The organism is Ruminococcus sp. AF20-12LB (assembly GCF_003478985.1).
Taxonomy (GTDB): domain Bacteria; phylum Bacillota; class Clostridia; order Lachnospirales; family Lachnospiraceae; genus Blautia_A.
This window is the reverse complement of record NZ_QUGH01000003.1, coordinates 223257-240623: the sequence shown is the minus strand read 5'-3', so window position 1 is coordinate 240623 and position 17367 is coordinate 223257. Positions and strand designations below refer to the sequence as shown.

Annotated in this window: 30 protein-coding genes; all 30 read left to right on the top strand. The window is 44.5% G+C overall.

The window, feature by feature from the left end:
• Positions 1-69 precede the first annotated feature (69 nt).
• The 30 genes from murB to infA all read left to right on the top strand — a co-directional run bounded on the left by murB (position 70) and on the right by infA (position 17311).
• Complete coding sequence (murB, locus tag DWX61_RS05550) at positions 70-987, top strand: UDP-N-acetylmuramate dehydrogenase (protein WP_118624193.1); 918 nt, start codon at positions 70-72, stop codon at positions 985-987.
• Between the two features lie 148 nt (positions 988-1135).
• Positions 1136-2014, top strand: coding sequence for an RNase adapter RapZ (gene rapZ, locus DWX61_RS05545; RefSeq protein WP_118513004.1), 879 nt, complete (start codon positions 1136-1138; stop codon positions 2012-2014).
• Positions 2015-2063: 49 nt separating this feature from the next.
• On the top strand, positions 2064-3020 hold the full coding sequence (gene whiA, locus DWX61_RS05540; protein ID WP_118624191.1) for a DNA-binding protein WhiA: 957 nt from the start codon (positions 2064-2066) through the stop codon (positions 3018-3020).
• Positions 3017-3271, top strand: a complete 255-nt coding sequence (locus DWX61_RS05535) for an HPr family phosphocarrier protein (RefSeq protein WP_015526913.1) — start codon at positions 3017-3019, stop codon at positions 3269-3271. Before whiA ends, DWX61_RS05535 begins: the two co-directional genes overlap by 4 nt.
• A 144-nt stretch (positions 3272-3415) precedes the next feature.
• Complete coding sequence (locus DWX61_RS05530; RefSeq protein WP_118624189.1) at positions 3416-4495, top strand: hypothetical protein; 1080 nt, start codon at positions 3416-3418, stop codon at positions 4493-4495.
• A gap of 348 nt (positions 4496-4843) precedes the next feature.
• On the top strand, positions 4844-5161 hold the full coding sequence (gene rpsJ, locus DWX61_RS05525) for a 30S ribosomal protein S10 (protein ID WP_015526916.1): 318 nt from the start codon (positions 4844-4846) through the stop codon (positions 5159-5161).
• 65 nt (positions 5162-5226) lie between these two features.
• A complete protein-coding gene (gene rplC, locus DWX61_RS05520; RefSeq protein WP_015526917.1) occupies positions 5227-5859 on the top strand; it encodes a 50S ribosomal protein L3 in 633 nt (210 codons plus the stop codon).
• Positions 5860-5880: 21 nt separating this feature from the next.
• Complete coding sequence (gene rplD, locus DWX61_RS05515) at positions 5881-6501, top strand: 50S ribosomal protein L4 (RefSeq protein ID WP_015526918.1); 621 nt, start codon at positions 5881-5883, stop codon at positions 6499-6501.
• Positions 6501-6800, top strand: a complete 300-nt coding sequence (rplW, locus tag DWX61_RS05510) for a 50S ribosomal protein L23 (protein ID WP_015526919.1) — start codon at positions 6501-6503, stop codon at positions 6798-6800. Before rplD ends, rplW begins: the two co-directional genes overlap by 1 nt.
• A gap of 102 nt (positions 6801-6902) precedes the next feature.
• Positions 6903-7748 carry a 50S ribosomal protein L2 gene (gene rplB / locus DWX61_RS05505; protein ID WP_015526920.1) on the top strand — a complete coding sequence of 282 codons (846 nt, stop codon included), beginning with the start codon at positions 6903-6905 and terminating at the stop codon, positions 7746-7748.
• A 15-nt stretch (positions 7749-7763) separates the two neighbouring features.
• Positions 7764-8045 carry a 30S ribosomal protein S19 gene (gene rpsS / locus DWX61_RS05500; protein WP_015526921.1) on the top strand — a complete coding sequence of 94 codons (282 nt, stop codon included), beginning with the start codon at positions 7764-7766 and terminating at the stop codon, positions 8043-8045.
• 86 nt (positions 8046-8131) lie between these two features.
• Positions 8132-8521 (top strand): 50S ribosomal protein L22, encoded by a 390-nt coding sequence (gene rplV, locus DWX61_RS05495; protein ID WP_015526922.1) that lies wholly within the window; start codon positions 8132-8134, stop codon positions 8519-8521.
• Between the two features lie 11 nt (positions 8522-8532).
• The gene (gene rpsC / locus DWX61_RS05490) at positions 8533-9189 is read left to right on the top strand and encodes a 30S ribosomal protein S3 (protein ID WP_015526923.1); all 657 of its coding nucleotides are present in this window, start codon (positions 8533-8535) and stop codon (positions 9187-9189) included.
• Positions 9189-9626 (top strand): 50S ribosomal protein L16, encoded by a 438-nt coding sequence (gene rplP / locus DWX61_RS05485; RefSeq protein WP_015526924.1) that lies wholly within the window; start codon positions 9189-9191, stop codon positions 9624-9626. The genes rpsC and rplP overlap by 1 nt, the downstream gene beginning before the upstream one ends.
• Entirely contained in the window at positions 9616-9825 is a 210-nt protein-coding gene (gene rpmC, locus DWX61_RS05480) for a 50S ribosomal protein L29 (protein ID WP_021650762.1), read from the top strand. The genes rplP and rpmC overlap by 11 nt, the downstream gene beginning before the upstream one ends.
• A 14-nt stretch (positions 9826-9839) precedes the next feature.
• Positions 9840-10097, top strand: a complete 258-nt coding sequence (gene rpsQ, locus DWX61_RS05475) for a 30S ribosomal protein S17 (protein ID WP_173762681.1) — start codon at positions 9840-9842, stop codon at positions 10095-10097.
• Positions 10098-10110: 13 nt separating this feature from the next.
• Positions 10111-10479: a 50S ribosomal protein L14 gene (gene rplN, locus DWX61_RS05470; protein ID WP_118513008.1), complete on the top strand. Its 369-nt coding sequence runs from the start codon at positions 10111-10113 to the stop codon at positions 10477-10479.
• Positions 10480-10490: 11 nt separating this feature from the next.
• Positions 10491-10802: a 50S ribosomal protein L24 gene (rplX, locus tag DWX61_RS05465; RefSeq protein WP_021650764.1), complete on the top strand. Its 312-nt coding sequence runs from the start codon at positions 10491-10493 to the stop codon at positions 10800-10802.
• A 22-nt stretch (positions 10803-10824) separates the two neighbouring features.
• Positions 10825-11364, top strand: coding sequence for a 50S ribosomal protein L5 (rplE, locus tag DWX61_RS05460; RefSeq protein WP_021650765.1), 540 nt, complete (start codon positions 10825-10827; stop codon positions 11362-11364).
• 13 nt (positions 11365-11377) lie between these two features.
• Positions 11378-11563 carry a type Z 30S ribosomal protein S14 gene (locus DWX61_RS05455; RefSeq protein ID WP_015526927.1) on the top strand — a complete coding sequence of 62 codons (186 nt, stop codon included), beginning with the start codon at positions 11378-11380 and terminating at the stop codon, positions 11561-11563.
• Positions 11564-11644: 81 nt separating this feature from the next.
• Complete coding sequence (gene rpsH, locus DWX61_RS05450; protein ID WP_015526928.1) at positions 11645-12046, top strand: 30S ribosomal protein S8; 402 nt, start codon at positions 11645-11647, stop codon at positions 12044-12046.
• A 96-nt stretch (positions 12047-12142) separates the two neighbouring features.
• The gene (gene rplF, locus DWX61_RS05445; protein ID WP_015526929.1) at positions 12143-12682 is read left to right on the top strand and encodes a 50S ribosomal protein L6; all 540 of its coding nucleotides are present in this window, start codon (positions 12143-12145) and stop codon (positions 12680-12682) included.
• 17 nt (positions 12683-12699) lie between these two features.
• Complete coding sequence (gene rplR / locus DWX61_RS05440) at positions 12700-13068, top strand: 50S ribosomal protein L18 (protein WP_015526930.1); 369 nt, start codon at positions 12700-12702, stop codon at positions 13066-13068.
• Between the two features lie 17 nt (positions 13069-13085).
• Complete coding sequence (rpsE, locus tag DWX61_RS05435) at positions 13086-13595, top strand: 30S ribosomal protein S5 (RefSeq protein WP_015526931.1); 510 nt, start codon at positions 13086-13088, stop codon at positions 13593-13595.
• Positions 13596-13608: 13 nt separating this feature from the next.
• A complete protein-coding gene (gene rpmD / locus DWX61_RS05430; RefSeq protein ID WP_015526932.1) occupies positions 13609-13788 on the top strand; it encodes a 50S ribosomal protein L30 in 180 nt (59 codons plus the stop codon).
• A gap of 12 nt (positions 13789-13800) precedes the next feature.
• Complete coding sequence (gene rplO / locus DWX61_RS05425) at positions 13801-14241, top strand: 50S ribosomal protein L15 (RefSeq protein ID WP_015526933.1); 441 nt, start codon at positions 13801-13803, stop codon at positions 14239-14241.
• Entirely contained in the window at positions 14241-15554 is a 1314-nt protein-coding gene (gene secY, locus DWX61_RS05420) for a preprotein translocase subunit SecY (RefSeq protein ID WP_118513011.1), read from the top strand. The genes rplO and secY overlap by 1 nt, the downstream gene beginning before the upstream one ends.
• A 98-nt stretch (positions 15555-15652) precedes the next feature.
• Complete coding sequence (locus tag DWX61_RS05415; RefSeq protein WP_118624187.1) at positions 15653-16297, top strand: adenylate kinase; 645 nt, start codon at positions 15653-15655, stop codon at positions 16295-16297.
• A 2-nt stretch (positions 16298-16299) separates the two neighbouring features.
• Positions 16300-17058 carry a type I methionyl aminopeptidase gene (gene map, locus DWX61_RS05410; protein ID WP_015526936.1) on the top strand — a complete coding sequence of 253 codons (759 nt, stop codon included), beginning with the start codon at positions 16300-16302 and terminating at the stop codon, positions 17056-17058.
• A gap of 34 nt (positions 17059-17092) precedes the next feature.
• A complete protein-coding gene (infA, locus tag DWX61_RS05405) occupies positions 17093-17311 on the top strand; it encodes a translation initiation factor IF-1 (RefSeq protein WP_005428560.1) in 219 nt (72 codons plus the stop codon).
• Positions 17312-17367 lie beyond the last annotated feature (56 nt).

Genomic DNA, 17367 nt, shown 5'->3' with positions numbered 1-17367 from the left:
GCATGAGTCAAGGCGGAACAGTAATGTCTGCTTTACAGAAATAAAACAGAAAGACTGAGGAAACAAAAAGTGAATTCAGAAATCATAAAAAAGTTCTGCGATCTTCTTGGAGAAGAACGCGTTTTTACAGGCGAAGCAATGAGCCGTCATACAACTTTTAAGATCGGAGGTCCGGCGGATTATTTTCTGATGCCGGATAAAGGCACAGATGTGGGGCGTATCGTAAAAATCTGTAAAGAAAGTGCGATCCCTTATTTTATCCTCGGAAACGGAAGTAATCTTCTGGTAGGAGACGGCGGTTACCGTGGCGCGGTTATCCAGATCTACAAAAATATGTCTGCCGTTACCGTAGAAGGAACAGAGATCACCGTACAGGCAGGTGCGCTGCTTTCATCGGTGGCAGCAGCAGCAAAAAATGCAGCTCTTACAGGCTTTGAGTTTGCCGGCGGGATCCCGGGAACTATGGGCGGTGCGGTTGTGATGAATGCAGGTGCCTATGGCGGCGAGATGAAGGATGTTCTCACAGAGGTAACTGTGATGGATGAGGAGGGAGAGATCATTACCCTTCCGGCAGATAAACTGGAACTGGGATATCGTACCAGCATCATCAAAACCGCAGGTTATATCGTGCTGGAAGCAAAGCTGCAGCTGAAGAAGGGAAATCCGGAAGTGATCCGTGAGACCATGAAAGATCTGACGATCCGTCGTACCACCAAACAGCCGTTGGAGTATCCCAGTGCTGGAAGTACCTTTAAGAGACCGGAAGGATATTTTGCAGGTAAGCTGATCATGGACAGCGGTCTTGCTGGATATCAGGTAGGCGGTGCACAGGTTTCTGAGAAACACTGTGGCTTTGTGATCAATGCAGGCGGTGCAACTGCGAGGGATGTCCGCACGCTGATGGATAATGTCAGGGATATCGTTTATAAGAAATATGGAGTTACGCTGGAACCGGAGGTGAAGTTCCTGGGTGATTTTGAAGCCTGATTACCATTTCTGGTACATCGTTTTCAAAATAATTATACCACGTACTTGTCTGTGAATCCGATTGCTGTAGGATACGAAACAGAGGGAACAGGAATGCGTATATACGCTTTACAGATAACGGAAGAAGAAATGGAAAGGAAGAGAGACTATGCGTTTTGTGATCGTTACAGGAGTGTCAGGAGCAGGAAAAACAGCTGCACTTAAAATGTTGGAGGATATGGGATATTTCTGCGTGGATAATCTTCCAATTCAGCTTCTGGAAAAATTTGCTTCTCTTCTTCCTGAGATGCAGAGTGAAAATGTCAGAAATGTGGCTCTGGGGATCGATGCCAGAAGCGGAAGTGCCCTTGATGAACTGGAAGTAGTTCTGGACCGTATGAAGCAGACAGGGTATGACTACGAGATCCTGTTTATGGATGCTGAGGATTCTGTCCTTGTAAAACGCTATAAAGAATCCAGAAGAAGCCACCCGCTGGCAAGAACAGGGAGAGTGGATGAGGGAATCCGCCTGGAACGTGAGAAAACAAAATTTCTCCGGAAACGTGCGGATTATATCATTGATACCAGCCATCTGCTTACCAGGGAGCTTCGTCAGGAAATCGAAAAGATCTTTGTGGATGACAGAGAGTTCAGCAATATCATGATCTCTGTGCTTTCCTTCGGCTTTAAGTATGGAATCCCGGCAGATGCAGATCTTGTGTTTGATGTCCGATTTCTTCCCAATCCCTATTATGTGGATGAGTTGCGTCCTCTGACAGGCCTTGACGATGAAGTGTTCAATTATGTGATGGCCAGTGATACGGCGAAAGCCTTCGCGGACAAACTGGAGGATATGATCCGCTTTCTGATCCCTAACTACATTAAAGAAGGGAAAACAAGCCTTGTGATCGGTATCGGATGTACAGGGGGAAAACATCGCTCCGTCACTATCGCCAGAGAACTTTTTTCCAGGCTTGCCAAATCGGATGAATATGGTATCCGCCTGGAACACAGGGATGCGGAGAAGGACAGACTTCTGAAAAAATAACTGCCGCGATGAAAAGTATGGCAGGGGAAACAGTAAAAGAGGGTTCGGGATGTCATTTTCGGGAAAAGTCAAAGAAGAACTTGCAGGACAGCTTAGTCTGGCCAGGCACTGTCAGGTGGCAGAACTGGCGGCACTGCTCTGTGGCTGTGGCCGTGTGGAAAAAATGTCGGATGGAAACAGGAAACTGTGGATCCAGACAGAAAATGAAGCAGTTGCAAGAAAAAGCTTTACATTATTGCGAAAAACCTTTAATATAGAGACAGCGATTGTTATCCGGGAAGGGTCTCATCTCAAACGGGGTAGGGTATATCTTGTTGAGGTTGCTGATCCTGTCAGAACAGAGGAAGTACTGCAGGGGACGAAACTTTCTGTGGATAACGAAACCGGTTTACTTGAAATGGATAATTCGCTTGTGGTTCAGATGAACTGTTGCAAGCGGGCATTTATTCGCGGCACTTTTTTGTCGTCCGGTTCGATCAGTGATCCAGAGAAAGGATATCATTTTGAGATCGTGTGTCCGGACAGCAGGAAAGCAGAACAATTACAGGGGATTATCCGCAGCTTTCACGTAGAAGCTAAAATTGTGGTGCGCAAGAAATCATATGTGGTCTATGTGAAGGAGGGCGCACAGATCGTTGACATGCTGGCAGTCATGGAGGCGAATGTAGCACTGATGGATCTGGAGAACATCCGGATACTTAAGGAAATGCGTAACACGGTAAACCGTAAGGTGAACTGTGAGGCTGCGAATATCAATAAAACGGTAAATGCGGCAGTGAGACAGGTGGAAGATATACAGCTGATCAGCAGAACTATTGGCTTTGAGAGCTTGAGCGATGGACTGGCGCAGATAGCTAGGCTGAGACTGCAGTATCCGGATGCTACACTGAAAGAATTAGGTATGATGTTGAATCCGCAGGTGGGCAAATCAGGTGTGAATCACCGGCTTCGCAAGCTGAGTGAGATCGCAGATGAGCTGCGGGAGAACAAGGAGGAGCTATTATGATTAAAAAACCAATCACTATCAACTTATCCACTGGACTGGAGGCAAGACCTGTAGCACAGCTTGTTCAGGTGGCAAGCCAGTTTAACAGTGAAATTTATGTTGAGATTGGCAAAAAAAGAGTCAATGCAAAGAGTATTATGGGAATGATGACCCTGGGACTTGACGCTGGAGAAGAGATTACACTGTCTGCCAATGGTGATGATGAGAATGCAGCGATGGAGAGCATTGAACAGTATTTAAGCAACCAGTAATCAGTTGGGACAGAGCAGTCCGCAGAAAAGGTAGAGTTCTGCGGATGTGGAATATAAAGGGATACAGAAGGAAAGGAAGACCGATTCCCGCTGTATCCCTTTCCGCTTCAAAGCACCTACAAATATGAAAGAGGAAGATTACCTATGTCAAAAGTATTGAAATTTATCGTACATTTTGTTGTGATATGCACACTGATCTGTGTACTGGGACTTGTTCTTCCGCCGTTCTTCGGGGTGAGAACAGTGATCGTGGATAAATCCGATAAGGCAACGAACCTCCCGGTCGGATCTGTTACATATGCGATTCCGGAGAAGAGTTCTGCGATCAGCGCAGGTACTCCGATACTTGTACAGAAAGATTCCGAGACATATAAATATACGATCACTAATCTCGATGCTTCCAAGGGAACCGGAACAGTAACAGATCAGTCCGTTTCCGGAGGAAAGACTTTTACCATTAAGGTTGGAGATTATGTTCCGAAAGTTGTAGTTACCATTGGCTATGTGGGATATCTTATGGTGGCTACAGAAAGTATTGAAGGTCTGATCATTCTTGGGCTGATCGTATTGTTCCTGATCATCCTGTACGTGATCGCAGAGCTCTGGAAGAAAGAGCCGGATGATATTGAGGAAGATGTGAATGATCCGGAACCGGGTTATGTGAAGTCCAGGAAAGAACTGAAGCAGGAAGAAAAAGCACGTGCCAGAAGAATGAAGGAAGAAGAAAAAGAAATCATTCAGGAAGAAAAGGCACGAAAACACAAAAATAAAAAAGCAGATAAGCGTAAGGTTCGCACAGGCGGTTTCGTAGATGAGATCGATGAAGAGGATGTTACAGACTATTCGGAGAATGGAAAGAAGGCTGCTATACAGCAGACTGTACAGACTGCCGCAAGCGAAGCTCATGCGGAACTTAAGAAAGAGATTGCAGCAGCCACTTCGGAAGAAGCAGATATGCTTTCCAGACTGGAAATGGCAGAACGTACGGTTGAAGAAAACAGAAAGCCGCACCCGGCCGGAAAGGTTGAAGAGGTTCCGGAAGAGGAAGAAGAACCGGTTACCATTGGAAGCCTTGCGATGCCGTCTTATTCCGCAGCGCAGCTTGCAAGCCGCGTAAAGAAGGCCGGTGATGCACCGGATATCGTTAAGGATGACATTACGAAGGTTACATTGTTTGATTACTCGGATATCATCAGCGGCGATGTGGATGATATGGAAGAATAAAATAAGTACCTATTATATAAGAAGAAAATGGTTCAGAAATGAGCCATTTTCTTCTTTTTTAAAAAAAATCAAAAAAATTAAAAAAAAGGCTTGCATTCTGAAGAATCATCGTATATACTAATCCTTGCTGTGACATTGATAGCTATGAAGCGCGAGGTTGCTGCCACACTGGCAGGTTTTCCGTGGAGCGAATGTCAAGTTAGGAAACTGACGACAAGTCACTGTACAAAGTTCAATAACCATCTTGGGATGGGCGTGTGTGTAAATATACCATGACACACACGGAGATGTGTACAGTCGCCGCTTGTCGTACTGCTATATAAGTACGAATAGGAGGAGACTTTTTTTATGGCAAATCAGGTAATGAGAATCACATTAAAGGCATATGATCATCAGCTCGTTGATGCATCTGCAGCAAAGATCATCGAGACAGTAAAGAAGAACGGAGCAATGGTAAGTGGACCGGTTCCGCTTCCTACTAAGAAAGAGGTTGTTACAATCTTAAGAGCTGTTCACAAATACAAAGATTCCAGAGAGCAGTTTGAGCAGAGAACACATAAGAGACTTATCGATATCCTGACACCAACTCAGAAAACAGTAGATGCACTTTCCAGACTAGAAATGCCGGCTGGTGTTCACATCGATATCAAGATGAAAAACCGCTAATAATGTCATTTGACATTAACTATATGATTACCGAATGGTAATCCGCTATAAGGAGGAAGAAAGAAATGAAGAAAGCTATTTTAGCTACTAAAGTCGGAATGACTCAGATCTTCAATGAAGATGGAATGTTAATTCCGGTAACTGTTTTACAGGCAGGTCCTTGCGTTGTAACTCAGGTTAAGACTGAGGAGAACGATGGATACACATCAGTTCAGGTTGGTTTCGGCGAGATCAGAGAGAAACTGGTCAACAAACCGGAGAAAGGCCACTTTGACAAAGCTGGTGTAGCTGTAAAGAGATTTGTAAAAGAGTTCAGATTTGACAATGCCGGCGAGTATGAGGTTGGACAGGAGATCAAGGCTGATATCTTTGCAGCAGGAGATCATATCGATGCTACTGCAGTTTCCAAAGGTAAAGGCTTCCAGGGCGCTATCAAGAGACATGGCCAGTCCAGAGGACCTATGGCTCACGGTTCTAAATATCATCGTCATGCAGGTTCAAACGGCGCTTGCTCCGATCCGAGCAAGGTTTTCAAAGGAAAACATATGCCAGGTCACATGGGACATGTTCAGGTAACTGTTCAGAATCTTGAGATCGTACGTGTAGATACAGAAAATAACTTACTGTTAGTTAAGGGTGCTGTTCCAGGACCTAAGAAATCTTTGGTTACAATCAAAGAGACAGTAAAGTCCTTATAATAGGAAAGGAGGAGCATCAGAATGGCTAATGTAACTGTTTATAATATGGAAGGCAATGAAGTTGGCACAATGGAGCTGAATGACGCAGTATTCGGCGTTGAGATCAACGAGCATCTCGTTCATCTTGCAGTTGTTCGTCAGCTTGCAAATAACCGTCAGGGAACTCAGAAAGCGAAAACTCGTTCTGAGGTAAGAGGCGGCGGAAGAAAACCGTGGAGACAGAAAGGAACAGGTCATGCAAGACAGGGTTCCATCCGTGCACCACAGTGGACAGGCGGCGGTGTTGTATTCGCTCCGGTTCCGAGAGATTATGAAGTAAAAATGAACAAAAAGGAAAGAAGAGCAGCTCTTAAATCCGCTCTGACATCCAAGGTTCAGGATAATAAACTTGTTGTTGTTGACAGCCTTGCACTTGCTGAGGTTAAGACAAAAGAGATGCAGAAGGTTCTTACAAACCTGAAAGCAGAGAAAGCTCTTGTAATCACAGCTGACAACGATCAGAACGTAGTTCTTTCTGCAAGAAACATCGCTGACGTGGAAACTGCAACACCGGCTACAATCAACACATACGATGTTATGAAACACAACACCGTAGTTGTTACAAAGGATGCCGTTGCATCTATCGAGGAGGTATACGCATAATGGCAAGTATTCAGTACTATGACGTAATCATCCGTCCGGTTATCACAGAGAAATCCATGGCAGACATGGGTGAGAAGAAATATACATTCCTTGTACATCCGGAAGCTAACAAGACTCAGATCAAAGAGGCTGTTGAGAAGATGTTCGAGGGAACAAAAGTTAAGAGCGTAAACACCATCAACAGTGATGGAAAGAAAAAACGCCGTGGAATGGTAGTTGGAAAAACTGCTAAGACTAAAAAAGCTATCGTAGCTCTTACAGAAGAGAGCAAAGATATCGAGATCTTCGAAGGACTTTAATCAGAAGATCAAGCCAAGAGCGGTATGAGTGACACAGTGTCACTCTGATTATCGCGAATATGTGCACGAAAGCACGAGAACAAATTCGAAAGGAGAAACATCATGGGAATCAAAAGCTATAACCCATATACACCGTCAAGAAGACATATGACTGGTTCCGACTTCTCTGAGATTACAGCTGCAAAACCAGAGAAATCCCTCGTTACTTCCCTTAAGAAGAACGCTGGACGTAACAATCAGGGTAAGATCACTGTAAGACATCAGGGTGGCGGAAGCAGAAGAAAATACAGAATCATCGACTTCAAGAGAAGAAAAGATGGAATCCCTGCAACAGTTAAAACAATCGAGTACGATCCGAACAGAACAGCTAACATCGCTCTGATCTGCTACGCAGATGGCGAGAAAGCTTACATCCTCGCTCCAGAGGGACTTAAAGTAGGCCAGAAGGTTTACAATGGTCCGGAAGCTGAGGTTCGTGTTGGAAACTGCCTCCCACTGGAGCTTATCCCGGTTGGTACTATGGTTCACAACATTGAGCTTCATCCTGGAAAAGGCGGACAGATGGTTCGTTCTGCAGGAAACGGCGCACAGCTCATGGCTAAAGAAGGAAAGTACGCAACACTTCGTCTTCCTTCCGGTGAGATGAGAATGGTTCCGATCGTATGCCGCGCAACTGTTGGTGTAATCGGAAACGGAGATCACAACCTTATTAACATCGGTAAAGCCGGACGTAAACGTAACATGGGTATCAGACCTACAGTTCGTGGTTCCGTAATGAACCCGAATGACCATCCACATGGTGGTGGTGAAGGTAAGACCGGTATCGGACGCCCAGGTCCTTGTACACCGTGGGGCAAACCTGCTCTCGGCCTGAAGACCAGAAAGAAAAACAAACAGTCCAACAAGTACATCGTAAGAAGACGCGATGGAAAAGCATTATCGAAATAATAAGGAGGAGAAAGCATGTCTCGTTCACTGAAAAAAGGACCTTTTGCAGACCAGAGCTTACTTAAAAAAGTAGACGCTCTTAATGCTGCAAATGATAAATCCGTAATCAAAACTTGGTCTCGCCGTTCCACAATCTTCCCGTCTTTCGTAGGACACACAATCGCTGTTCATGACGGAAGAAAACATGTGCCGGTATATATCACAGAGGATATGGTAGGACACAAACTTGGTGAGTTCGTTGCAACAAGAACTTACAGAGGACACGGAAAAGACGAGAAGAAGTCCGGAGTACGCTAGTCATCAGATTTATAACTGCCTGCTGTCAATTTAAGACAGCTGGCAGATAACTTAGATATCGAATTTAAGAAAGGAGGCACTTTAAGATGGCAAAAGGACATAGAAGCCAGATAAAGAGAGCCAGAAATGAGAATAATAGAGAGACAAGGCCGTCTGCAAAGTTATCTTATGCAAGAATTTCTGTTCAGAAAGCCTGCTACGTATTAGATGCGATCCGTGGCAAAGATGTACAGACAGCACTTGGTATCCTGACATACAATCCGAGATACGCTTCCAGCGTGATCAAAAAACTGCTTGAGTCAGCAGTAGCAAACGCTGAGAACAACAACGGAATGAACGCAGACAACCTTTATGTTGCAGCATGCTATGCAGATAAGGGACCTACAATGAAGAGAATTCAGCCGAGAGCACAGGGTAGAGCTTACAGAATCGAGAAGAGAACTAGCCATATCACAGTTGTGCTTGATGAAAGGTAAGGAGGAAAAGCATGGGACAGAAAGTTAATCCGCATGGCCTTAGAGTCGGAGTTATCAAGGATTGGGATTCCAGATGGTATGCAGAAGACAAGTTTGCTGACTACCTGGTAGAAGACTACAACATCAGAACATTCCTTAAAAAGAAATTATACAGCGCAGGTGTTTCCAAGATCGAGATCGAGAGAGCATCTGACAGAGTTAAGATCATCATCTACACAGCAAAACCTGGTATCGTAATCGGTAAGGGCGGCGCAGAGATCGAGAAAGTTAAAGCTGAGCTTCAGAAATACACAGACAAGAAGCTTATCGTTGACATCAAAGAAGTTAAGAGACCGGACAAAGATGCACAGCTGGTTGCTGAGAACATTGCTCTTCAGCTTGAGAACCGTATTTCTTTCAGACGTGCTATGAAGTCCACAATGCAGAGAACAATGAAGGCTGGCGCTAAGGGAATCAAGACTTCCGTATCCGGACGTCTCGGCGGAGCTGATATGGCTCGTACAGAGTTCTACAGCGAGGGAACAATCCCGCTTCAGACACTTCGTGCAGATATCGATTATGGCTTTGCGGAAGCAGACACCACATACGGTAAAGTTGGTGTTAAGGCATGGATCTACAATGGTGAGATTCTTCCGACAAAAGGAACTAAGGAAGGGAGCGATAAATAATGTTAATGCCAAAAAGAGTAAAACGTCGTAAACAATTCCGTGGCTCCATGAGAGGAAAAGCCCTTAGAGGTAATGTTATCAACTATGGTGATTTCGGTCTTGTTGCTACTGAGCCATGCTGGATCAGATCTAATCAGATCGAGGCAGCCCGTGTTGCTATGACCCGTTACATCAAACGTGGCGGTAAAGTTTGGATTAAGATTTTCCCGGATAAACCGGTAACAGCTAAACCAGCTGAGACTCGAATGGGTTCCGGAAAAGGCGCTCTGGAGTACTGGGTAGCAGTAGTAAAACCAGGTCGTGTTATGTTTGAGATTGCAGGCGTGTCCGAAGAGGTTGCCCGTGAAGCATTACGTCTTGCAATGCACAAGTTACCATGTAAATGTAAAATCGTTTCTCGTGCAGACTTAGAAGGCGGTGATAACAGTGAAAATTAATAAGTTCGTGGAAGATTTAAAAGCAAAGTCAGTTGCAGAACTGAATGAAGAATTAGTAGCTGCTAAAAAAGAGCTTTTCAATCTGAGATTTCAGAATGCAACAAACCAGTTAGACAATACAGGACGAATCAAAGAGGTTCGTAAAAATATTGCCAGAATCCAGACAGTAATCACTGAGCAGGCAAACGCTTCCAAATAGGACAGGAGGACATAATCGTGGAAAGAAATCTGAGAAAAACCCGCGTGGGTAAGGTTGTCAGCGACAAAATGGATAAGACCATCGTAGTTGCAATTGAAGACCATGTAAAACATCCTCTTTACAAAAAAATCGTGAAGAGAACATATAAATTAAAAGCTCATGATGAGAACAATGAGTGCAACATCGGAGATACCGTTAAGGTAATGGAGACCAGACCGCTGTCCAAGGACAAGAGATGGAGACTGGTTGAGATCGTAGAGAAAGCTAAATAAGGAGGAAACCAGTATGATTCAGCAGGAAAGTAGACTGAAAGTTGCCGACAACACTGGTGCAAAAGAAATCCTTTGTATTCGTGTTATGGGCGGCTCTACAAGAAGATATGCAAACATCGGTGACACAATCGTTGCTACGGTTAAAGATGCAACACCAGGCGGCGTTGTTAAAAAAGGTGACGTTGTTAAAGCTGTAGTTGTTAGAACTAAAAAAGGCGCTCGTCGTAAAGACGGATCTTACATCCGTTTCGATGAAAATGCTGCCGTAATTATCAAGGATGACTTAACTCCGAGAGGAACACGTATCTTTGGACCAGTTGCCAGAGAGCTTCGTGAGAAGAAATTCATGAAGATCGTTTCCTTAGCTCCGGAAGTATTATAGGAGGGTGCCGAATGTCAGCTATGAAAATTAAAAAAGGTGATACTGTAAAGGTAATCGCTGGAAAAGATAAAGGTAAGGACGGAAAGGTTCTTGCAGTTAACGTAAAAGACAACACAGTAGTTGTTGAGAACGTAAACATGGTTACAAAGCACGCTAAACCGTCCGCAGCTAATCAGAACGGTGGAATCGTGACAAAAGAAGCTCCGCTTCATATCTCCAACGTAATGCTCGTTGTAGACGGAAAAGCTACAAGAGTTGGATTCAAGATGGATGGAGACAAAAAAGTTCGTGTTGCCAAAGCAACAGGAAAGACAATCGATTAATTAAGAGAGGAGGCATATAAAGGTGAGTAGATTAAAAGATCTTTACAAGAACGAGATCATGGATGCCATGACCAAGAAATTCGGATACAAAAACGTAATGGAAGTGCCAAAACTCGAGAAAATCGTTGTTAACATGGGTGTTGGCGAGGCAAAAGAGAACGCTAAACTTCTTGACGCTGCAATCGCAGATATGGAACTTGTTACAGGACAGAAAGCAATCGCTACAAAAGCTAAAAAGTCTGTCGCTAACTTCAAAATCAGAGAGGGTATGCCAATCGGATGTAAAGTTACTCTGAGAGGCGAGAAGATGTATGAGTTCGCTGATCGTCTTATCAACCTTGCTCTTCCACGTGTACGTGACTTCCGTGGTGTTAACCCGAACGCATTCGACGGCAGAGGAAACTATGCTCTTGGTATCAAAGAGCAGCTGATCTTCCCAGAGGTTGAGTACGATAAGGTTGATAAAGTAAGAGGAATGGACGTTATCTTCGTTACAACTGCTAAAACAGATGAAGAGGCACGCGAATTACTGACATTATTCAACATGCCATTTGCTAAATAGGAGGAAAAGATTCATGGCTAAGACAGCAATGAAAATTAAACAGCAGCGTAAAGCTAAATTCTCCACAAGAGAGTATACTCGCTGCAGAATCTGTGGCCGTCCACATGCATACCTGAGAAAATACGGAATTTGCAGAATCTGCTTCCGTGAGCTGGCATACAAAGGTCAGATCCCGGGTGTTAAGAAAGCTTCCTGGTAGGCCGAGGCGAAAGCAACTTTTTAATCATTTAAATAATATTCACACGACATGTAAAGTCTGAAGAAAGAGGAGGAAACTTACATGACAATGAGCGATCCGATCGCAGATATGCTTACAAGAATCCGTAACGCAAATACTGCAAAACATGACACTGTAGACGTACCGGCATCCAAGATGAAAATTGCTATCGCAAACATCCTTGTAGATGAGGGATACATCGCAAAATATGATCTGGTTGAGGATGGAGTTGTTAAAACTCTTCACATCACACTGAAATATGGTGAGGACAAAAACCAGAAGATCATCACAGGACTTAAGAGAATCTCCAAACCAGGTCTTCGTGTATACGCAGGCAAGGATGAGCTTCCGAAGGTTCTTGGTGGACTTGGTATCGCAATCCTTTCCACAAACAAAGGCGTTATCACTGACAAAGAGGCTCGTAAGCTTCAGGTTGGTGGCGAGGTACTTGCATTCGTTTGGTAGGCCAAAGCCGCTTAACGAAGCAGTCATATAGCTTTTAAACTGAAAACAGAGAGGGCATGGGCCCTCTCCGACAATCTAAGTAAGGAGGACAAATTTATGTCACGAATCGGAAGACTTCCGGTTGCAATTCCAGCTGGCGTTGAGGTTACAGTCGCAGATGGAAACGTTGTAACAGTAAAAGGACCTAAGGGAACACTTGAGAGAGCACTCCCGACAGAGTTAGAGATTAAAGTTGAAGACGGTCATGTAGTTGTAACAAGACCGAACGACTTAAAGAGAATCAAAGCCCTTCACGGCTTAACAAGAAGCCTTATCCACAACATGGTTGTTGGTGTAAGCGAAGGATACAAAAAAGAGCTTGAGGTTAACGGTGTTGGTTACAGAGCTGCTAAGCAGGGCAAGAAACTTGTACTTAACCTCGGATATTCTCACCCGGTAGAGATGGAAGATCCAGAAGGTCTTGAGTCCACAGTTGACGGAAACAAGATCATCGTATCTGGTATCAGCAAAGAAAAAGTTGGCCAGTACGCAGCTGAGATCAGAGACAAGAGAAGACCTGAGCCATACAAGGGCAAGGGAATCAAGTACGTTGACGAAGTTATCAGACGTAAAGTCGGTAAGACCGGTAAGAAATAATTAAGGAGAGTGAGAATATGATTAACAAAGCATCCAGAAGCGAAATTCGCGAAAAGAAGCATAGAAGATTACGTCATCATTTAAACGGAACTGCAACTACTCCTCGTCTGGCAGTATTTCGTTCCAACAAGCACATCTATGCACAGATTATTGATGACACAGTTGGTAAAACTTTAGTATCCGCTTCTACTCTCCAGAAGGACGTAAAAGCAGAGCTTGAGAACACTGATGATGTACAGGCTGCAGCAAAAGTTGGAACAGTGATCGGTAAAAAAGCTGTTGAGGCTGGTATCGAGAGCGTTGTTTTCGACAGAGGTGGATATATCTACCACGGAAAAGTTAAAGCACTGGCAGATGCAGCAAGAGAAGCTGGACTGAAATTCTAAGAGGAGGAAAAGAACACATGAAACGTAATCTTATTGATGCTAGTCAGTTAGAGTTAGAAGATAAAGTAGTATCAATCAAGCGTGTTACCAAGGTTGTTAAAGGTGGTCGTAACTTCCGTTTCACAGCTTTAGTTGTTGTAGGTGACGGCAATGGACACGTTGGTGCAGGTTTAGGAAAAGCAGCAGAAATTCCGGAGGCGATCCGCAAAGGTAAAGAGGACGCTATGAAGAAGCTTGTTACTGTTGCAAGAGACGAGAACAATTCCATTACACATGACTTCATCGGAAAATTCGGAAGCGCTGAGATGCTTCTGAAGAGAGCTCCGGAAGGTACTGGAGTTATCGCCGGTGGCCCGGCACGTGCCGTAATCGAGCTTGCAGGTATCAAAAACATCCGTACAAAATGTATGGGTTCCAGAAATAAACAGAACGTAGTTCTGGCAACAATCGCAGGCCTGAGCCAGTTAAAGACTCCGGAAGAGGTTGCAAAGCTCCGCGGAAAATCTGTAGATGAGATTCTGGGTTAAGGAGGATATGGAAATGGCAGATACAATCAAGGTTACACTGGTAAAATCTCCAATCGGTGCAGTACCGAAACACAAAAAAACTGTAAAAGCTATGGGTCTTACAAAGATGCATAAAACAGTTGAGATGCCAGACAACGCTGCAACCAGAGGAATGATTCAGCAGGTGCAGCACCTGGTAAAAGTAGAAGATTAAGGAGGTGCCAGAATGGAATTATCAAACTTAAGACCCGCAGAGGGTTCCAAGCATAGCGATAACTTCAGAAGAGGCCGTGGACATGGTTCAGGAAACGGCAAAACTGCTGGTAAAGGACATAAAGGACAGCTTGCTCGTTCCGGCCACAAGAAACCGGGATTCGAGGGAGGTCAGATGCCTTTATACAGACGTCTTCCTAAGAGAGGCTTCACTAACAGAAACTCTAAAGAAATTATCGCAATCAATGTAGACGTTCTCAATCGTTTTGAGGATGGCGCAGAGGTTACAGTTGACAGCTTACTTGCAAGCGGTGCAATCTCCAAGATCGGTGATGGTGTTAAGATCCTTGGAAACGGCGAGCTTACAAAAAAACTTAATGTTAAAGTAAACGCTGTCAGCGAGACTGCAAAAACAAAAATTGAAGCTGCTGGTGGTACAGTAGAGGTGATCTAATGTTTGAGACTCTTAAGAGTGTTTTCAAAGTAAAGGAAATGAGAAGAAAGCTTCTCTATCTGATCTGGATGATATTCGTGATCAGAATCGGATCCCAGCTTCCTGTACCGGGAGTCGACAGTGACTTCTTTAAGCAGTGGTTTGAATCTAATACCGGTGACGCATTCAATTTCTTTGATGCGTTCACCGGCGGTTCCTTTACTCAGATGTCAATTTTTGCATTGAACATCACACCTTACATTACTTCTTCCATTATCATTCAGCTTCTTACCATTGCCATTCCGGCACTGGAAGAGATGCAGCGTGACGGAGAAGAAGGAAGAAAAAAGCTTACAGCAATCACACGTTATGTAACGGTTGGTCTTGCTCTGTTTGAGTCTGTTGCCATGGCAATCGGATTCGGACGTCAGGGTATGATCCCGAACATGAACTTCCTTAAAGGAGTCGTAGTTGTTGCAAGTTTAACGGCGGGTTCCGCAATGCTTATGTGGTTGGGCGAGCGTATTACAGAGAAGGGCATTGGAAATGGTATTTCCATCGTCCTGACTATCAATATCGTGTCCAGGATCCCGAGTGATATGTCCCTTCTTTATGAGAACTTCGTCAAGGGCAAAACAATTGCAAAAGGAATGCTTGCAGCCTGCATCATTGCTGTGATTATTCTGTTTGTTGTAGTGCTCGTACTTATCCTCAACGGAGCAGAGAGAAGAATTCCGGTTCAGTATTCCAGAAAGATGGTTGGACGTAAAATGATGGGCGGTCAGTCCACAAACATCCCGCTCAAGGTAAATACTGCCGGCGTTATCCCGGTTATTTTTGCTTCTTCTATCATGTCTTTCCCGTCGATTATTGCTCAGTTCGCTGGCAAAGGAAACGGAACGGGCATCGGAAGTGAGATCTTAAGAGGACTTTCCTCTAATAACTGGTGTAATCCAAGTCAGATCCAGTACAGCTGGGGTCTGATCGTGTATGTGGTACTTTGCGTATTTTTCGCATACTTCTATACATCAATTACCTTTAATCCGTTGGAAGTAGCCGATAATATCAAAAAGCAGGGCGGTTTTATCCCAGGCATCCGTCCGGGAAAACCGACTTCAGATTATTTGACTAAAATCCTGAATTATATTATATTTATAGGTGCAGTAGGTCTTGTTATCGTGGCCGTTATACCGTTCTTCTTCAACGGTGTGTTCGGTGCGGATGTTTCCTTCGGCGGTACATCTATCATCATCATCGTAGGTGTTATCCTGGAGACCGTTAAGCAGGTGGAATCTCAGCTGCTTGTACGTAATTACAAAGGCTTCCTGAACTAATTGAAAATGAAGGTTGCGGTGCGAAAGTGTCGCAGCCTTGATTTGTAAACAGGACTGTCTGAAAATCAGGCAGAAAACAGGAAAATGGAGGGTATGCTATGAGAATTATTATGTTGGGTGCACCAGGGGCAGGTAAAGGTACTCAGGCTAAGAAAATTGCGGCGAAATATGGGATTCCGCACATCTCCACAGGAGATATTTTCCGTGCCAACATCAAAAACGGTACCGAGCTTGGAAACAAAGCAAAAACTTACATGGATCAGGGACTTCTTGTTCCGGATGAACTGACCTGCGACCTTGTTGTTGACAGAATCCAGCAGGATGACGCACGGGAAGGGTATGTTCTGGATGGTTTCCCGAGAACAATTCCGCAGGCAGAATGTCTGACAGAGGCTCTGAACAAACTTGGAAGCAAAATTGACTATGCGATTGATGTGGATGTGCCGGATGATAACATCGTGAAACGTATGGGCGGACGCCGTGCATGTGTGAAATGTGGTGCAACTTATCACGTTGTATTTGCAGCACCGAAGACAGAGGGTGTATGCGATACCTGTGGTGACAAGCTTGTACTCCGTGAAGATGACAAGCCGGAAACAGTCCAGAAGCGTCTGAATGTTTATCATGAGCAGACACAGCCATTGATTGACTATTACACCACACAGGGTGTTTTGAAGACGGTAGACGGAACCAGGGATCTGAATGAGGTATTCCAGGAGATCGTTGACATCTTAGGAGAATAAGAATGTCCGTAACAATTAAGACACAGCATGAAATTGAACTTATGAGAGAAGCAGGCCATCTTCTTGAGAAGGTGCATGACGGTTTGATCCCTTACATCAAACCGGGTGTCAGCACCAAAGAGATTGATAAGATCGGGGAAGAAATGATCCGGTCTATGGGCTGTATTCCGAACTTTCTGAACTACGGAGGTTTTCCGGCTTCTTTCTGCATCAGCCTGAATGATGAGGTTGTGCATGGAATTCCATCCGAGGAGAAGATCATCCAGGACGGGGATCTGGTTAAGATCGACGCCGGCCTGATTTATAAGGGCTACCATTCTGACGCAGCACGTACCTATGCGGTAGGTGAAGTATCCAAAGAAGCACAGCAGCTCATTAAAGTTACAAGAGAGTGCTTTTTTGAAGGACTGAAAATGGCAAAAGCCGGAAATCATTTAAATGATATTTCCAAAGCCATCGGAGCCCACGCAGCGAAATACCGTTACGGTATTGTACGTGACCTTGTAGGACATGGAATCGGAACTCATCTTCATGAGGATCCGCAGATTCCAAACTTCCCGCAGAAGCGCAGGGGCATCAAGCTCCTTCCGGGAATGACCCTGGCCGTCGAGCCCATGATCAACCTTGGTCGTGCGGACGTGGCATGGCTGGACGATGAGTGGACAGTAGTAACCATGGATGGTTCACTTTCCGCCCATTATGAAAACACGATTCTCATCACTGATGGGGAACCAGAGATTCTGACGCTTACGAATCTGTAAGCAGCAATTGTTGTTATGACATAGGAGGTAAAAAATGTCAAAAGCAGATGTGATCGAAGTAGAAGGCACTGTTCTGGAGAAACTGCCTAACGCGATGTTTAAAGTAGAACTGGAAAACAAACATGTGGTACTTGCACATATCAGCGGCAAGCTCCGTATGAATTTTATCCGTATTCTCCCGGGAGATAAAGTAACGATCGAACTTTCTCCGTATGATCTTTCCAAGGGAAGAATCATCTGGAGAGATAAATAAGAATATTGTAAAAGATGACCTGGTGGCGTTAAGCTGCCGGGTCTTTTTTGCCTTTT

Excerpts from the sequence above, each read along its gene's own strand:
- rplO (WP_015526933.1), top strand. The coding sequence starts at position 13,801 with ATGGAATTATCAAACTTAAGACCCGCAGAGGGTTCCAAGCATAGCGAT.
- whiA (WP_118624191.1), top strand. The coding sequence starts at position 2,064 with ATGTCATTTTCGGGAAAAGTCAAAGAAGAACTTGCAGGACAGCTTAGT.
- rapZ (WP_118513004.1), top strand. The coding sequence starts at position 1,136 with ATGCGTTTTGTGATCGTTACAGGAGTGTCAGGAGCAGGAAAAACAGCT.
- DWX61_RS05455 (WP_015526927.1), top strand. The coding sequence starts at position 11,378 with ATGGCTAAGACAGCAATGAAAATTAAACAGCAGCGTAAAGCTAAATTC.
- map (WP_015526936.1), top strand. The coding sequence starts at position 16,300 with ATGTCCGTAACAATTAAGACACAGCATGAAATTGAACTTATGAGAGAA.
- rplF (WP_015526929.1), top strand. The coding sequence starts at position 12,143 with ATGTCACGAATCGGAAGACTTCCGGTTGCAATTCCAGCTGGCGTTGAG.
- DWX61_RS05415 (WP_118624187.1), top strand. The coding sequence starts at position 15,653 with ATGAGAATTATTATGTTGGGTGCACCAGGGGCAGGTAAAGGTACTCAG.
- rpmD (WP_015526932.1), top strand. The coding sequence starts at position 13,609 with ATGGCAGATACAATCAAGGTTACACTGGTAAAATCTCCAATCGGTGCA.
- rplC (WP_015526917.1), top strand. The coding sequence starts at position 5,227 with ATGAAGAAAGCTATTTTAGCTACTAAAGTCGGAATGACTCAGATCTTC.
- infA (WP_005428560.1), top strand. The coding sequence starts at position 17,093 with ATGTCAAAAGCAGATGTGATCGAAGTAGAAGGCACTGTTCTGGAGAAA.
- secY (WP_118513011.1), top strand. The coding sequence starts at position 14,241 with ATGTTTGAGACTCTTAAGAGTGTTTTCAAAGTAAAGGAAATGAGAAGA.
- DWX61_RS05535 (WP_015526913.1), top strand. The coding sequence starts at position 3,017 with ATGATTAAAAAACCAATCACTATCAACTTATCCACTGGACTGGAGGCA.
- rpsC (WP_015526923.1), top strand. The coding sequence starts at position 8,533 with ATGGGACAGAAAGTTAATCCGCATGGCCTTAGAGTCGGAGTTATCAAG.
- rpsJ (WP_015526916.1), top strand. The coding sequence starts at position 4,844 with ATGGCAAATCAGGTAATGAGAATCACATTAAAGGCATATGATCATCAG.
- rplB (WP_015526920.1), top strand. The coding sequence starts at position 6,903 with ATGGGAATCAAAAGCTATAACCCATATACACCGTCAAGAAGACATATG.
- rplX (WP_021650764.1), top strand. The coding sequence starts at position 10,491 with ATGTCAGCTATGAAAATTAAAAAAGGTGATACTGTAAAGGTAATCGCT.
- rpsE (WP_015526931.1), top strand. The coding sequence starts at position 13,086 with ATGAAACGTAATCTTATTGATGCTAGTCAGTTAGAGTTAGAAGATAAA.
- rplD (WP_015526918.1), top strand. The coding sequence starts at position 5,881 with ATGGCTAATGTAACTGTTTATAATATGGAAGGCAATGAAGTTGGCACA.
- rplN (WP_118513008.1), top strand. The coding sequence starts at position 10,111 with ATGATTCAGCAGGAAAGTAGACTGAAAGTTGCCGACAACACTGGTGCA.
- rplP (WP_015526924.1), top strand. The coding sequence starts at position 9,189 with ATGTTAATGCCAAAAAGAGTAAAACGTCGTAAACAATTCCGTGGCTCC.
- rplR (WP_015526930.1), top strand. The coding sequence starts at position 12,700 with ATGATTAACAAAGCATCCAGAAGCGAAATTCGCGAAAAGAAGCATAGA.
- rplW (WP_015526919.1), top strand. The coding sequence starts at position 6,501 with ATGGCAAGTATTCAGTACTATGACGTAATCATCCGTCCGGTTATCACA.
- rpsS (WP_015526921.1), top strand. The coding sequence starts at position 7,764 with ATGTCTCGTTCACTGAAAAAAGGACCTTTTGCAGACCAGAGCTTACTT.
- rpsH (WP_015526928.1), top strand. The coding sequence starts at position 11,645 with ATGACAATGAGCGATCCGATCGCAGATATGCTTACAAGAATCCGTAAC.
- rplV (WP_015526922.1), top strand. The coding sequence starts at position 8,132 with ATGGCAAAAGGACATAGAAGCCAGATAAAGAGAGCCAGAAATGAGAAT.
- DWX61_RS05530 (WP_118624189.1), top strand. The coding sequence starts at position 3,416 with ATGTCAAAAGTATTGAAATTTATCGTACATTTTGTTGTGATATGCACA.